Here is a 16824-nt window from a genome sequence, read left to right on the forward strand (position 1 = left end):
CTGTTAACCGTGCAGCTAACAATGATTAATTTGCAATGAACAAATGCTAAAATACACTTGTTCATTATTTTCATTATCCTTCCTTTATTTACTAAGGATGATGGGTCAACATTTCGTCATGCTTAGCTAAAATAGCGCTATCACTTTGAGGAGACATATTGCTAACAATATAAATAACCAAAGAACATAAGATAAAACCTGGTACTATTTCATACATAATTGAACTTAATGACTGCCCATTAATAGTGACGGGTAAATAAATCCAAAGTAATACCGTTACAGCCCCAGTAATCATACCGGCTAATGCACCATTTCTTGTCATTTTCTTCCAATACAAACTACCAATAATAACCGGTCCAAAAGCAGCACCAAAACCAGCCCAAGCATTACTCACTAGGGTTAGGATAGTACTATCACGATCGTAGGCCAAAGAAATTGAGACTAGCGCCACTAAAACAACCGAAATTCGTCCAACCATTACTTGTTGCTTATCAGAGGCCTCTTTATGTAAAAATGTTTTATAAAAATCTTCGGTTAAAGAACTTGATGTCACTAATAATTGAGACGAGATTGTGCTCATAATAGCGGCTAAGATGGCAGCTAATAAAAATCCTGCAATAAGTGGACTAAATAGAATTTGTGATAATAAAATGAAAATTGTTTCAGGATCGGTAAGCGTCATTCCTGTTTTAGCAACATAAGCAATACCCGCGAAACCTGTCCCCATTGCACCAATGATAGCCACTATCATCCAACTCATACCAATGCGTCGTGCTGCAGGCATATCTTTTACGCTTCGTATGGCCATAAACCTGACAATAATGTGTGGTTGGCCAAAATATCCCAAGCCCCACGCCATTGCAGAAATAATACTGACTAAGCCAACACCATTAAAGATATCTAATAATTCAGGATTAATATTACTTACGGCATGTTGTACTTCATTTATGCCACCCACTTCGTTAATAGCCACAACAGGTACTAAAACAAGCGCTACAAACATAATACAGCCCTGGACAAAATCAGTTAAACTAACGGCTAAGAAACCGCCAAAGAAAGTATAAGCAACAACAACACCAGCAGTTACATATAAACCAACTTCATAGTTTAGCCCAAAAGAACTTTCAAATAGTTTACCGCCAGCAACAATACCACTTGACGTATACAGTGTGAAAAAAACGACGATGACAACAGAAGAGACAACTCTCAATAGGCGAGATTTATCATTAAAGCGGTTTTCAAAAAAATCAGGTAAGGTAATAGAGTCATTCGCCACTTCGGTATAAGTTCTCAGACGAGGCGCTACAATAATATAATTTAAAAAAGCACCAATAACCAAACCAAACGCAATCCATAAGCTACTCATACCTGAAACATACATAGCTCCGGGAAGACCCATTAGCATCCAACCACTCATATCAGATGCACCCGCAGATAAGGCCGCGACACCAGGACTTAAATTTCGTCCTCCTAACATGAATCCTGAAACATCATCTGTGGATGTCTTGAAGGCGTAAATCCCGATACCTAACATGATGATAAAATATAGCGCTAACGAAACTATTGTTCCAAATTCCAAGTGTTACCCCTTAAATTGTTTTTATTTTGTGAAATACCCGCCTACGCTATCAAGAAAGCCACTAAAAATAAACCTTTAGTAGTATAATCTTCGTATTATAAGCGGTTTATAGGCGGTTATTAAAAGATTTACGATAAACAATAAAGCTCAGCTATCTTGCATCTTCAAACAGAACAGGTATATTGATTAGTAACTGCTTTTATTAAAAAAAGATATTGTTCAAACTATGTACTTTTATGCCGCTAGACAGCCGATTTTAGATATAAACAAAAAACTCTTTGGTTATGAGTTACTTTTTCGCGACAGTATAGATAATGTTTTTCCTGACATAGACGGTGATGAAGCAACCAGTAAAATGATTGAAGCAAGTAAATTCAACATGGGTATAAGTGAATTTACTAATAACAAACTCGCCTTCATAAACTTCACATTAGAAACCTTAATTCAGGGTTACCCTGAAATGCTGACCAATGAAGAAGTGGTTGTTGAGATTTTAGAAACAGTTAAACCGGGTAAGAAATTACTAGGGCTATGTAAAGATTTACACAGTAAGAACTACATAATTGCGTTAGATGACTACGAACACCAGAATGTGTGGATACATTTTTATCCTTACATTAAAATTATCAAAGTAGATATTCAAAAAACAGCATTAAGCGAAGTACATAAGGTAATTGAAGCTACTAAAGATTATCCTCATATCGAGTTATTAGCTGAAAAAGTAGAAACTTATGAAGAATATGAACAAGCTAAGCAGTTAGGCTTTACCTATTTTCAAGGCTTCTTTTTTGCTAGACCCGAAATGGTGAAAACTAAAAATTTATCACCTTCTCAAATTGCTATGGCAGATCTATTATATGAGACCTCAAAGCCAGAATTAGATCTGGCTGGTATTACACAAGTTTTTGAACGAGATGTATCTTTATCTTATAAGTTACTTCGTTATGCTAATTCAGCTGCATTTAAAAGACGAAGTGAAGTTTCAACTATAAAACAAGCGCTTATATTACTTGGCTCAAGTGAACTTAAGCGTTTTCTTGCCTTAATGTTTGCTGTAACAGTGAACCCTGAAAAGCCTAACGAGTTAATTAAATCAGCACTAGCTCGCGCTAAGTTTTGTGAGCTTATTGCTCGCGAAATGAGCTATAAAATTGATGTTTCTATTGCTTTTCTTACTGGGTTATTATCTATGATTGATGCGATTTTAGATGAAAAAATAGAAGTTATATTAGATAAACTACCATTAACAAGTGAAATAAAAGATCCTCTACTAACACGTAAAGGCTTAATGGCAGCTATAATAAAGTTAGCTGAATTGATCGAGCATGCTGAATGGGATAAAACTAATATTGTTATGGAAAACCTTATAATAGACAAGACTCAAACCCTAAAACATTATAATGAAGCATTAGCCTGGGCTGATGAACAAAGTCATTTATCAGAGTAAACTATCAAAAGAAATGAATAATGACAGGAAGTTATTATTATCGTGGATAATACATTACTTCCCGTCAAACTCATTTCAATTCTAAACGAAAAAAGTCTAAAACTTCCAATAATTAAAGTTAATTAAAAGCCTTGCGGGTTTTCTGACTGCCAACGCCAAGTATCTTCAATCATCGTATACAAATTACGAGTCGCTTGCCAACCCAGTAACTCATTAGCCAAATCGGCATTCGCATAAACTGTTGCTAAATCACCGGCTCGTCTAGGGGCTATTTTGTACGGAATATCTTGACCACTAATTTCTTTGAACGTATTAACTATTTCAAGTACTGAGGTACCATTGCCTGTGCCTAAATTAATAGCCTTGCAACCAGATATTTTGTCTAAATTTTGTAACGCTTTCACATGGCCTTGAGCTAAATCAACTACATGGATATAGTCACGTACACCGGTGCCATCGACCGTATCATAGTCATCACCAAACACTTGTAATTGTGCTAATCGGCCAACGGCAACTTGAGCAACATAAGGTAATAAGTTGTTTGGTATCCCATTAGGGTTTTCACCTATTAAACCAGAGCTATGCGCACCAATAGGATTAAAATAACGTAAACAAGCAATTGACCACTCACTATCACTTTTTGCGAGATCAAACAAAATATGTTCAACCATCAGTTTCGTTTGACCATAAGGGTTAGTCGCCGACGTTGGCATGCTTTCATTTAATGGCGAAACATTATCACCATAAACAGTAGCCGAAGAGCTAAATACTAATTTCTTAACATTATGCTCAGCCATCACTTGTAATAAAGTAACGGTACCTGAAACATTATTATGATAATAACTAAGGGGCTTTTCATTCGATTCCCCTACAGCTTTATGACCGGCAAAATGGATTACGGCATCAATATCGTACTGGTCAAAAATAGCGTTTATCGCGTTATAATCACAAACATCCGCTTTAATAAAAGTGACCGTTTTATTAGTGATTTGTTTAACTCTATCAAGAACTACCGTAGAAGAGTTTGATAAATCATCAACAATGATAATATCTTGGCTTGGTGTTTGCTCTGAGACTAACGTTTGCAGTTCAACAACTGTATGGCTACCTATATAACCTGTACCGCCTGTTATTAATAAGCTCATTATATTTCCTTGCTTCTATATGTTTAACTTTATTGGTAATATTTTGCCACGCTCGCAAAGAAATCACCAAGCATTTCTACTGGTAAGGCATTAATTCCCGCAGCAGCCGCTCGCCCGCCTCCACTTGGAAAGTTTGCACATAGCTCTCCCGCGCCTTGTTTATTGTTTAATGGCGCACGAAGACTAATAGTATAAGTGGCGGTCTCATTGGCGATGCTTTCATTTAAAGTGACAACAACATGCGCTTTGTTAGGAGATGCATTTGCAAGTTCATTACCAAAAACACCGCTTACCCGTCTAGCCCAGGGTTCATCGGCTAATTGTACAGCACTGAGTTGCTTATTATTAATTAGTACAGGAGATTTATGCGCTTTTTCCATGTCGGCTAAATAAGCTGTTTTAAGTTGATAAAATATTGAATCAGTTTCATTAATTAAATCAAATGGATCAGAGTAATCGGATAGCTTTTCTAAGAGTTGTGCGGGGTGAAAATGTAAATCATCAACACTGCGACCGTAGCCATTGTAGTTAATATAAATACCAAGCTCTTTTAACAATGCTTGTTGTGCACTTGATAAATCATGCTCTTTGGCCAGCGTTTGCGCTGATACTTGCATATTATCGCCAAAAGCAGCTGCAATAGCCCAATTAACAAATTCATTCTGCAAATACTTATTTACTATTAGGCTAGTACAAGTATTGGCATCTGTGTCGATTAAATTTGTTAGATATTTTGATTGTGGAACTTCGCCTGTTCTGTGGTGATCAACGTAAAAAACGTCAACGCCTTGTTCTAGTAAACTAGATAAAGCTTCAATGTTTTTTTCTAATGAGATATCCAAAACAGTTACTGATGTTGCAGATTCTGCATTAACATTTTTAAGTAAACTAATGTCACGTTTTACACCCGTTACTAAAATAGATTTTTTTGGGTGTGGCTTACGCTGAGATAAACGCAGTTGCAACAAAGCGATAATGCCGTCTGCATCACCATTAAAAACATCATAATGCATAAATTATCCTTATTCTAAATGACTAAAATTTTCACTAGCGCTTTTATCGATGGTAATAAAACCGCGCTCAACTAAATGATTAACAATTTGCTCTGCGCATTTTTGTATTGATAATTCAGCAGTTTTAACATGAATCTCCGGATTTTCAGGAACATCATAGGTAGAATCTATGCCAGTGAAGTCTTTAATTTCTCCTGCTCGTGCTTTTTTATAAAGCCCTTTAGGATCACGTTGCTCACAAACACTGATTGGCGTATCGATATAAACTTCGATAAATTCACCGTCTTCTAATTTCGACCTAGCTCTCGTTCTATCTTCTGTAAATGGTGAAATAAAGGCAGTTGATACAATTAGACCTGCATCTAAAAATAATTTTGATACTTCACTAATACGGCGGATATTTTCTATTCTATCTTCATCGGTAAAACCTAAGTCACCATTCAAACCATGGCGAACGTTATCACCATCAAGTAGATAGCTGTGACAACCCAACTTAAATAATAAAGCATCAACAGCATTTGCTACTGTCGACTTACCCGAGCCGCTTAAGCCAGTATACCAAAGCAAACAAGGCTTTTGGCTTTTAAGGCTAGCACGTTGCTCTTTAGAAATATGTTGTTCATGCCAAACAGTATTTTCTGTTTTCATTATGTACTCTTTAAAAAATTAAGATCAAAAAGGAAACACTAAAGGGATCATCAATAATACCGTAGCGCTGTATGTGATTGACACAGGTAAACCAAACTTAACAAAATCACCCAATTGATAGTTACCTGCGTTATAAACCATAATATTGGTTTGATAGCCATAAGGACTAATAAAGCTTCCACTTGCAGCAAAAGCAACCGCCATCACAAAAGGAATGGGATCGACACCTAAACCTAGCGCGATATTATAAGCAATAGGAAAAATTAATGCTGCGGCGGCACTATTAGTGATTAGCTCTGTTAATAATAAGGTTAAAACAAAAATAGCCACAAAAGCGATATAAGGGCTACTACCATTGAGTAATTGTTCGATGCTACTAGCAATAACTGCCGCAACCCCTGTATTTTCAACAGCACTCGCTAACGTTAATGCACCAAGTACTATCATCCAAATTTCTAATGGAAATCGACGTTTAATTTCATTTACCGTTAATGCACCACTAAAAATAAGTGCTGCAACATAAATAAATAAACAACTTAATAAAGAAACTGGCGTCAAGACTGACACTAAAATAGCAAGTACAAATCCCCAAATAGTGCCATGGTCACGCCAACCACTGAGCATATTGACAGCTTGGTGGCCTGAAAGAATGAAAAAGTTCTTCGACAAGTTAGTTCTGCTCGCAAAATCTTGCCCTACTGCTAGCACTAAAAAGTCACCTGACTGTAAAACAATATCGCCTAATTTTCCTGATAAAGCACAACCTTCACGGCGAACAGCAACAACAGCAGCGTCAAACCGTGCTCGAAACCCAGCTTTTTTTAATGTTTTACCAGCAATAGCTGAATCAGTTTTAATAAGTACTTCTGTTAAGTTATCGCGTAATAGATCATTGCGCTCTGCAAATAATGTTAACCCATCAAATTGCTGCAATGTTAACACTTTAGAAATATCACCACTGAAGATAAGCTTATCGCCTACTTGTAGTGTTTCTTCAGGTGTTACAGGTGATATCATTCGTCCATAACGAACAATTTCAACTAAAAATAAAGCATCTAAATTTCTTAAACCATTCTCTTCAATGCTTTTACCAATGAGCTTAGAGTCAATAGATACCTCGGCTTCAAGCAAGTAATCTAGGGTCGACAGCTCACCTTGCTCCATATTAGGTAAAGTTTTAGCACGTAAAACCACAATTAATAAGCATAAGGCAAGTGCAACTATACCAATAGCCGTAAAATCAAAAAAAGCTAAGCCTTGGCCACCTTGTTCAATAAGTAAACTATTAACAATAAGGTTTGTAGAAGTACCAACTAGCGTGAGAGTACCACCCAAAATGGCCGCATATGATAAAGGAAGCAGTAATTTACCTGCATTAATCAGCTTATTACTTTTGACACTATTGATAAGTGTCGCGACTACTGCAGTATTACTCATTAACGCTGACGCAAAAGCAGTACCAATAACAAGTCGTAACATCGACTTGATTTTTGAACCACTGAAAACACGATTACTTAAACGGCGTAAAATACTCGTTCGCTCAAATGAAAATGAGCAAAGTACTAATAAGATTAAGGTCACTAAACCAGGGTTTACCGCATTACTGAGGATATCATCAACACTTACAAAAGAAAGTGCTAAACAAACGAGTACTGTAATAGAGAAAACTCGTTCAGGTGTTTGTTGATATTTAAGAAGGCCGACAAAAGTGGCGATAAAAACTACTATAATCAACCACTGTTGTATTGTCATTTTTATCCTAGATGTAGATATTCATACTTAGCGTTGTTGATGAAAAAGAAAGAGTATGACGCCTAATTAACTAGATAAGGCGTCACAACAAGCTGAGTTATTACTAATTTACTTAGTTATGTCTCTAGCGCCCCAATGAGGGAACTGCTTACGAACTAGTGCGTTAAGCTCTAGTTCAAACGTTGAGTACTCTGTTGTGTTATCAGCAATAGCATGATTAATCATACCAGCACCAACCGTCAGATTACTTAATCTGTCGATAATGATAAAAGCACCACTACCACGGTTAACTTGATAATCATCAAAGTGTAATGTTTCACCCATGACAAAATCAACATTACCGATTTCATTCACAGCAAGCTGTGTTGAATCTAAAGTTTCCATGGTGTTCACGTCATACTTATTCACGATTTTGCTTGCATGACCAGTAGTCATTTTGCTGCCGTGTTTAATAAAGTATTCACGCCCAGCTTCTAGCTCATTTTCATGCATCCATACTACCGTTGCATTAAGCTCTTTAGCAGACGTTGGTAAACACCCTTTTTTAACGATAATTTCGCCGCGGCTAATATCAATTTCGTCTTCCAAGGTTAACGTAACCGCCATACCTTTATCAGCACGGTCAATGTTGCCGTCAAAGGTAACAATTTCTTTAACTACACTTTCTTTACCAGAAGGTAGGGCAACAATAGTATCGCCAACAAGTACATGACCTGAAGAAAGTGTACCGGCAAAACCTCGGAAATCTAGGTTAGGTCGGTTAACATATTGTACTTGGAAACGTAATTCAGAGAATTCGTTTTTCTCTTTCACATCAATGGTATTAAGCAACTTCATTAAAGTAGCGCCAGGGTACCAATCCATGTTTGTACTTTCTTCTACTACGTTGTCGCCATTAAGCGCTGACATAGGTACAAAGCGCACATCTTCAAAATTAAGTGATTCAGCAAATTCACGATAATCTTTTTTAATTGCTTGATACTTTTCTTGAGAATAATCAACCAAATCCATTTTATTCACGGCAACAACAATGTGTTTTATACCTAATAAAGAACAAATAAATGAATGACGACGTGTTTGTGTTTGTACGCCATAACGTGCATCAATTAAGATAATGGCAATATCACAAGTAGAAGCACCTGTTGCCATGTTACGCGTATATTGTTCGTGACCCGGAGTATCGGCAATAATAAACTTACGTTTATCGGTAGCAAAATAACGGTATGCCACATCAATGGTGATGCCTTGCTCACGTTCAGATTGTAAACCATCAACTAATAATGCTAAATCGATAGCTTCACCAGTTGTACCTGATTTTTTTGAATCTTTTTCAATAGCGGCTAATTGATCTTCAAAAATCATTTTAGAATCATGTAATAAACGACCAATTAAGGTACTTTTACCATCATCTACGCTACCACACGTTAAAAAACGTACTAATTCTTTGTTTTCATGCTGCTTCAAATAAGCTTGAATATCATCTGCAATTAAGTCTTGCTGGTTACTCATAATGTTTTCCTTCGAAAATTTTTAATCAAATAAAATGTTATGTCGAAAATAGAGGCCTTACCTTAAGTTTATACTTATAGGTTTGCATTTAAGGCTTAGAAGTACCCTTCCATCTTTTTCTTTTCCATAGAGCCAGCACTATCGTGATCTATTACACGGCCTTGGCGCTCTGAGGTTTTTGTTAATAACATTTCTTGAATAATTTCAGGTAACGTTGTTGCTGTTGACTCAACTGCACCTGTTAATGGGTAACAACCTAACGTTCTAAAACGAACACTCTTCATTTGAACTTCTTCATCATCAGCGATTGGCATACGGTCATCATCAACCATAATCAAAGTACCATCACGCTCAACAACTGGACGTTTTTCAGCTAAGTAAAGTGGAACAATTGGAATGCTTTCTAAATAAATGTACTGCCAAATATCAAGCTCAGTCCAGTTAGATAATGGGAATACACGGATACTTTCGCCTTTATGAACTTTACCGTTATAGATATTCCATAATTCAGGACGCTGGCTTTTTGGATCCCAGCGATGCTTATCATCACGGAATGAATAAACACGTTCTTTCGCGCGAGATTTTTCCTCATCTCGACGTGCACCACCAAAAGCGGCATCAAAGCCATATTGGTTTAATGCTTGTTTTAAGCCCTGAGTTTTCATTACATCAGTATGTGTTGCACTACCATGGGTAAATGGTCCCATACCCATTGCAATTCCTTCCGGGTTTTGATGAACAAGTAATTCAAAATCATACTCTTTCGCCATTTTGTCACGAAAGGCGATCATTTCTTTAAACTTCCAATTCGTATCAACGTGCAATAATGGAAAAGGGATTTTACCGGGAGCAAAAGCTTTGCGAGCAAGATGTAACAAAACTGCAGAGTCTTTACCGACAGAATAGAGCATTACAGGGTTATCAAACTCTGCTGCCACTTCACGAAAAATATGAATAGATTCCGATTCTAATTTTTTTAAATGAGTTAAATTCATTGCCAATACACAACTGTTGATAAAATTAATAACGTAAGAATGCCACACCTACTTTCATTTTTCCATAATAAGAAATAGCTTTATTATAACTAAAAGGAATAACAAGCGCTGACGTTAATACCTATAGTTCAACAATGATAATGTGAAGCAGCACGACCAATAAAAAAGTCAGCAATATGCTGACTTTTAGAAACAAACATTAATTATATTTGCAGTCGTTCCTTATTATCCTTTAAAACTTTTTCACCTATGCCTTTAACATTCATTAAATCGTCAATTGACTTAAAATCCCCCATTTTCTCGCGATACATTAATATTGCTTGCGCTTTTTTCTGACCTATTCCTTTTAAAGTCATTAAATCTTCGAGGGTAGATTTATTCAAATGAACAACTTGCTGTACTGCCTTAACATCCTTCGTAACCGTTGGAGCAGCAATAGCTAAATTTGAATTGAACAATAAAGTAGTAGTGAATAACGCACAGAACAGTGCTCTAATTATTAAAACTTTCATATTAATTCCTTGTAAATAGTCCTATTAAAAGTTCAAACATCGATGCAAAGTGTTAGATGTTCACTATTATGTTTAGGTCTAAAATATATTTTTGTCAAATGCATTTAAAATTGCACAGAAATAGTTAAACTATACAGTCATAATTTTTGAACTATCATTTAAAGCATTCCATGAGCAAAAAAAGCTATTTACTGGCCCCAATTCTCGCTAAAAATAAAATAACCAATACGACCACCACAGTTGACAAAAAAACTTGGCACAACTTGCAAGGCTCAAGTGCGAGTATTGCTTTGTATCAAGGAGCGTTAACAAGTGAAGTTCCAATATTATTACTCACGCATGACACCCCTTCTGCGCTTAAACTAGAACAGGAGTTACAAAGTTTATCGCAGGATGACGATGGTCTATCTATTTGCTTGTTTCCTGATTGGGAAACATTACCCTATGATACTTTTTCTCCTCATCAAGATATTATTTCTCAAAGGCTAGCGACTCTTTACCAATTGTCACGAATGAAAAAGGGCATAGTTATCGTGCCTGTAACAACATTAGCGCAAAGATTAGCTCCTAAAAAATATATAGAAGCTAATAGCTTAGTCATTAAAAAAGGTGATAAAAAAGACTTACATCAGCTTCGTCTAGATTTAGAAGCAAGTGGCTATCGCTGTGTTGATCAAGTAATGGAGCATGGCGAATTTTCTGCTCGTGGCGCTATTTTAGATCTGTTTCCTATGGGCAGTAATACACCCTTTCGTTTAGATTTCTTTGATGATGAAATTGATGAAATCCGTTTGTTTGATCCTGAAAATCAACGTTCAAATGAAAAAGTAGAGAATATTAATCTACTACCCGCTCATGAATTTCCAACAGATAAAGAAGCAATCAGCTTATTTCGCAGCCAATATCGTGAACTATTTAAAAGCTCTATTGATAAGGAGTCTATTTATCATCAAGTGAGTAATGGAATTCTTCCTCCTGGTATAGAGTATTACTTACCACTTTTTTTCAAAAATGAAAATACTGAAGAGCTAACAAGTGAGATAAAAAGTGAGATAAAAAGTGAGATAAAAAGTACCAGTACGCTATGTGATTATTTAATGCCTGATACGTTAATTGCTATTTCTGGCGATTTAGAAAAATCATTACAGAAACACTGGCAAGACATTGAATACCGATATGAAAATAGGCGCTACAACCCTACTCGACCTTTATTGCCACCAGAGCAATTATTCTTAAGTAAAGACGATTTATATAGTGCATTAAAACCTTTCGCTCGCATCACCATAAAAAATTGCGATGAAGAAACGCAACTAAACACTGATGAAGATGACAACACCAGTGAAAGTGCTACTGAACAAACTATTATTGAAAAAAATAATAAAACGAACAATGAAATAAAACACAAAGCGAGCGCTATTTATTTCGATGTAAATTCTCTACCCGATCTGACCATTGATCATAAGTTAAAACAGCCTTTTGAATTAATAAATAATTTTATTAATTCAAAAGAAACACCCAATAAAATTTTATTTATCGCGGAAAGCCAAGGACGACGAGAAAGTGTTTTAGAGTTACTAGCACGTAATAACGTTAAGCCCAGTGTATTTAATACTATTGAAGATTTTATCGAGTCCAATGAATTATTAGGTATTAGTGTTAATGCACTTAACCAAGGTTTCACCTTTCAAGCAAAAAGCAGTGCTAAAAAAAATGCGATTGCTTTAATAACTGAAGCTGAATTGTTAGGCGATCATGTTCGCCAATCAAGACGACGTAACAAGTCACAAGAAATTGAAACTGATGCTATATTTAAAAACTTAGCTGAGCTTTCTATAGGTCAAGCTGTTGTACACATAGAACACGGTATCGGTCGATATTTAGGTTTACAAACATTAGAAACAGGTGGCATAACCACTGAGTTTTTAATGCTTAGCTATGCTAATGACGCAAAACTCTACGTACCAGTTGCTTCTTTGCATTTGATTAGTCGTTATTCTGGTACTGATGCCGAGCATGCCCCTTTACATAAATTGGGTACAGATACGTGGAGCAAAGCTAAACAAAAAGCAGCTGAAAAAGTACGCGATGTTGCGGCTGAATTACTCGATATTTATGCCAACCGCGCGAACAATACCGGTTATGCTTTTAAGCGAGATAAAGATGATTATTTAGCCTTTAGCGACAGTTTTGGTTTTGAAGAAACATTTGACCAACAACAAGCGATAAATGCCGTTGTTAGTGATATGTTATCTTCAAAAGCAATGGACAGATTAGTCTGTGGTGATGTCGGCTTTGGTAAAACTGAAGTGGCTATGCGTGCCGCTTTTGTTGCGGTAAATGATGGCAAACAAGTCGCTATACTTGTACCAACTACGCTACTTGCTCAGCAACATTATGAAAGTTTTCGCGATCGTTTCGCTAATTGGCCAGTTTCAATCGAAGTATTATCTCGTTTTAAAACAGCAAAACAACAAACTGAAATTATAAAACAAGTTGAATCTGGACAAATAGATATATTAATAGGTACTCATAAACTACTACAAAACAGTATTAAATATAAAGATTTAGGCTTGTTGGTTGTAGATGAAGAGCATAGATTCGGCGTAAAACAAAAAGAAAAAATTAAACAGCTACGCAGTAATGTTGATATTCTGACATTAACTGCAACACCTATTCCTCGAACGTTGAATATGGCAATGGGCGGCATGCGTGATTTATCAATTATTGCGACACCGCCAGCAAAACGACTTGCCGTTAAAACCTTTGTTCGCCAGCATGATGATGCGTTAATCAGAGAAGCTATTTTACGAGAAACATTACGTGGTGGTCAGGTTTATTATTTACATAATCATGTTGATACCATAGAAAAAACCGCTGCAGATATTCAAGCACTAGTACCAGAAGCCCGCGTTATTACCGCTCATGGGCAAATGCAGGAGCGAGAGCTTGAACGTATTATGAGTGATTTTTATCACCAACGATTCAATGTTATTGTTTGTACTACCATTATCGAAACAGGTATTGATGTTCCTAGTGCTAACACTATAATAATGGATCGAGCAGATCATCTAGGTTTAGCGCAATTACATCAGCTACGTGGCCGTGTAGGACGTTCACATCATCAAGCTTATGCTTATCTATTAACACCTCATGAAAAGCGCATGACTAAAGATGCTAAAAAACGCCTTGAAGCTATCGCATCATTAGAAGACTTAGGTGCTGGATTTACATTAGCTACCCATGATTTAGAAATACGTGGCGCAGGTGAGTTACTTGGTGAAGGTCAATCTGGTTCCATGAGTCAAGTTGGCTTCAGTTTATATATGGAAATGCTTGATCACGCAGTAGAAGCCTTAAAAGATGGCAAGCAATTATCATTAACCCAAGTAACCGCAAAACAAACAGAGATAGAGCTTCGTTTGCCAGCCCTTATTCCTGAAAGTTATATTTTTGATGTAAGTATACGTTTAAGTTTATATAAACGTATCGCTAGCTGTAAGAATAAGAATCAGCTTGATGATATTCAAGTGGAGTTAATCGATCGCTTTGGATTATTACCACAAGCAACTAAAAATTTAATTCAAATTGCGAAAATACGCTTAAAAGCTCAAACTATTGGTATTTCACGTATTGAAGTAAATGAAAAAGGTGGATCAGTTGAATTCAACGACGGCACCAGTGTTGACCATATGTTGATCATTGGCTTAGTGCAAAAGCAACCAACAACGTATAAAATGGTACCTCCTAATAAGCTTAAGTTTAGTCGAGCTAGTGAAGGTGAACAGGCAAGGTTTAGCTTAATCACCACTTTATTAAATGATTTAACAACGGCTAAATAAAGATAAATTAAAATAAACGGACTATTAATGAAAGTAAATCCAGCTTTTCTCTATTCATTGCTTGCTCTTAGCATCTCAACGTTAACGATGAGTTCAGACGTGTACGCTAAAAATAAAGCAGCAGATGAACGTTGGTTTGAAGTTGAAGTGATACTATTCCAACAGTTAGGTAATAAAACAGAATTAAAAGAGCAATTCCCTGAAGATATTAATGTATCTAGTTTGCCTAATTACCAAAAATCGTTTGATTTATTGGGGCCTCACATCCAGCCAGATTTAACAAACATAAAACGATTTTTGCCACTTTGTGCTAAAGAGAGTGAAAATAATACTCAACCATTATTGTTACATTCTCTAAAGAGTACTAATGCTGATTTTGATAAAAAAATTAATGATATGGCACGAATAGCTGCCATCAATATAGCTGAATTAGATGAAATAATAGATACCTATACGTCAAATATACAACTAGAAAATTTAACTAAAAAGCTTCTTTCTACTGACATTATATGTGCTATTTCACAACAAGAGATGGAGATGTTATTCGATGAAGAGCAGCTCGCTAATATGAATATAAATTCAGTCGAGGTAGATGCACTTCCAAATAAGTTAAATGCTTTAGGTATACACAATGAATACAATCCTTACTTAATTTCTGATGAATCTTTGCTATTAAATGATATTAGTCAACGACTACGCTGGAGCAAAACATTTAAACCTCTTTTACATTTTGGCTGGCGACAAGTAGGTGTAACGCAAAAAGATGCTAGTCCACTTAAATTATTTGCGGGTCAACATATAGCGCATGAATACCAAAAAGCATTACAAGAATATCAACTTGAGATTCAGGAAGAAAAGTCATTAGAAGAGAATTTGGTTCATCAATTAGCTAAAACACAAATCACAGCACCTAGTACAGTATTGACTACCAACGAAAGATCTAATGATAATCAACAAGCATTAAACCAACTATTTAGTCGTTTTAATGCTTTAACTAGAGAGCCTATTGATACTAATACAATTAATAATGCAGTTAACCATATTAGCAAACAAAACTTAGAAACTATTATAGCAACTAGCGCTGCCGAATCAGTAATGCTCAAGCAGAGCTCAGATCTAGGAACCCCACCTAAAGCACCAATACAGCCTTGGTTTTTAGACGGTTTTATTAAAATACATTTAGATCATTACCTTTATATAACTGCAGATTTCAACGTATTTAATGAAAATAACATTGAAAAAATAATTAAAAATGAGCCTGCTAATATTGATGCTGCTGTTAGCAATGCAGACAGTGAAATAAAACTTATCAACTTTAGTCAAAATCGTCGGGTAATAACAGGTGAAATACACTATTTTGATCACCCTTACATTGGCATGATAGTGCAAATAAGACGCTTCGATCCAACAAAGCCAGAAGGTGAACAAGTAAGCCAATCGATTAAGTAACCTTCGCCAATAGAAAGTAATCTTTTAATAGAAATCACATAGTAATAAATTTAATAGGAATACCATGAACAAAGAAACTGAAATCCAAGCTGCAGTCTTTCGTCGTTTATTAGCTCACTTAGATAGTAGAAAAGATGTACAAAATATTGAACTGATGAATTTAGCAGGGTTTTGTCGTAATTGTTTTAGTAAATGGACCGTAGCTGAAGCTGAGAAACTTGGTGTCGCTGTCGATATCGATAGCGCTCGTGAGCAAGTATACGGTATGCCTTACGGTGAATGGAAAGAAAAGCATCAACTACCAGCAACCGAAGAGCAACTTGCTAAATTTAATAAAAGCTAACGAAATAAATTAAAATGACCAAGATTATAAAGTAGTCGCTAACGTAAATGAGCAAATAAATGATAATTCTCTAAAATTTAATATAGTAGAGAGTTATCATTTTTATAATTTATCTTGTTAAGAACATCTGACCAACTACCATACCCACTATAAAACGTGTGTTTTACTCTCTTCTGATTATCAACTATATCGACAATATTAAAACAAATTTCATTTCTGCTTTAAGAACTCATAATTATATTAAATCTTTAAATACTAAGAAATCATTATATTTAAGACGTAAAAAATTGTTACATCTAATAAGTTAAAAAAAATCAATTGTTCTTTTTTTGTACTTAAAATTGAAGATTAAATACAATATTTCATGTAAAAACAACCTAAATGATTGATTAAATTATACTTTACCCATAGTTCGATAATCAAGCAACTAGTAACGAAAACTTTACTAACACTAAAAAAGCATAAGTAATTGATTTGTATGCATTTAAAATCTAAATCCTGACTTTTTTTACTATGTGCAAATTTTTCAGTAAGAATAAACAACCTCATACCTAAGTATAAAAAAACCATAACTACTTGTTTTAAAATAAATT

12 protein-coding genes are annotated in these 16824 nt (G+C 35.6%); 4 read left to right on the forward strand and 8 right to left on the reverse strand.

Annotation, left to right across the window (positions count from 1 at the left end):
- Positions 1–91: 91 nt before the first annotated feature.
- A complete protein-coding gene (gene putP, locus GQS55_RS13230) occupies positions 92–1579 on the reverse strand; it encodes a sodium/proline symporter PutP (protein ID WP_159820965.1) in 1488 nt (495 codons plus the stop codon).
- Between the two features lie 226 nt (positions 1580–1805).
- Between putP and GQS55_RS13235 the strand changes: the two genes are divergently transcribed.
- Entirely contained in the window at positions 1806–3026 is a 1221-nt protein-coding gene (locus GQS55_RS13235) for an EAL and HDOD domain-containing protein (protein WP_159820966.1), read from the forward strand.
- A gap of 122 nt (positions 3027–3148) precedes the next feature.
- Here the strand turns inward: GQS55_RS13235 and galE are convergent, their stop codons facing one another.
- The 7 genes from galE to GQS55_RS13270 all read right to left on the reverse strand — a co-directional run bounded on the left by galE (position 3149) and on the right by GQS55_RS13270 (position 10600).
- On the reverse strand, positions 3149–4171 hold the full coding sequence (gene galE / locus GQS55_RS13240) for a UDP-glucose 4-epimerase GalE (RefSeq protein WP_159820967.1): 1023 nt from the start codon (positions 4169–4171) through the stop codon (positions 3149–3151).
- Between the two features lie 29 nt (positions 4172–4200).
- Positions 4201–5184 carry a DHH family phosphoesterase gene (locus GQS55_RS13245; RefSeq protein WP_159820968.1) on the reverse strand — a complete coding sequence of 328 codons (984 nt, stop codon included), beginning with the start codon at positions 5182–5184 and terminating at the stop codon, positions 4201–4203.
- Between the two features lie 9 nt (positions 5185–5193).
- A complete protein-coding gene (gene cysC / locus GQS55_RS13250) occupies positions 5194–5832 on the reverse strand; it encodes an adenylyl-sulfate kinase (protein WP_159820969.1) in 639 nt (212 codons plus the stop codon).
- A 24-nt stretch (positions 5833–5856) separates the two neighbouring features.
- Positions 5857–7584, reverse strand: a complete 1728-nt coding sequence (locus tag GQS55_RS13255) for an SLC13 family permease (RefSeq protein WP_159820970.1) — start codon at positions 7582–7584, stop codon at positions 5857–5859.
- A 108-nt stretch (positions 7585–7692) separates the two neighbouring features.
- Entirely contained in the window at positions 7693–9093 is a 1401-nt protein-coding gene (gene cysN, locus GQS55_RS13260) for a sulfate adenylyltransferase subunit CysN (RefSeq protein ID WP_159820971.1), read from the reverse strand.
- A gap of 95 nt (positions 9094–9188) precedes the next feature.
- Entirely contained in the window at positions 9189–10088 is a 900-nt protein-coding gene (cysD, locus tag GQS55_RS13265) for a sulfate adenylyltransferase subunit CysD (RefSeq protein ID WP_159820972.1), read from the reverse strand.
- 203 nt (positions 10089–10291) lie between these two features.
- Positions 10292–10600, reverse strand: coding sequence for a ComEA family DNA-binding protein (locus GQS55_RS13270; protein ID WP_159820973.1), 309 nt, complete (start codon positions 10598–10600; stop codon positions 10292–10294).
- Between the two features lie 170 nt (positions 10601–10770).
- Here GQS55_RS13270 and mfd point away from each other — a divergent pair, with 170 nt between their 5' ends.
- The 3 genes from mfd (at position 10771) to GQS55_RS13285 (ending at position 16231) form a co-directional block, all read left to right on the forward strand.
- Positions 10771–14439 (forward strand): transcription-repair coupling factor, encoded by a 3669-nt coding sequence (mfd, locus tag GQS55_RS13275; RefSeq protein ID WP_159820974.1) that lies wholly within the window; start codon positions 10771–10773, stop codon positions 14437–14439.
- 27 nt (positions 14440–14466) lie between these two features.
- The gene (locus GQS55_RS13280) at positions 14467–15888 is read left to right on the forward strand and encodes a CsiV family protein (RefSeq protein WP_159820975.1); all 1422 of its coding nucleotides are present in this window, start codon (positions 14467–14469) and stop codon (positions 15886–15888) included.
- A gap of 64 nt (positions 15889–15952) precedes the next feature.
- Complete coding sequence (locus GQS55_RS13285; RefSeq protein ID WP_159820976.1) at positions 15953–16231, forward strand: DUF1244 domain-containing protein; 279 nt, start codon at positions 15953–15955, stop codon at positions 16229–16231.
- Positions 16232–16824: the final 593 nt, after the last annotated feature.

It is taken from the genome of Colwellia sp. 20A7 (assembly GCF_009832865.1).
Taxonomy (GTDB): Bacteria; Pseudomonadota; Gammaproteobacteria; order Enterobacterales; family Alteromonadaceae; genus Colwellia.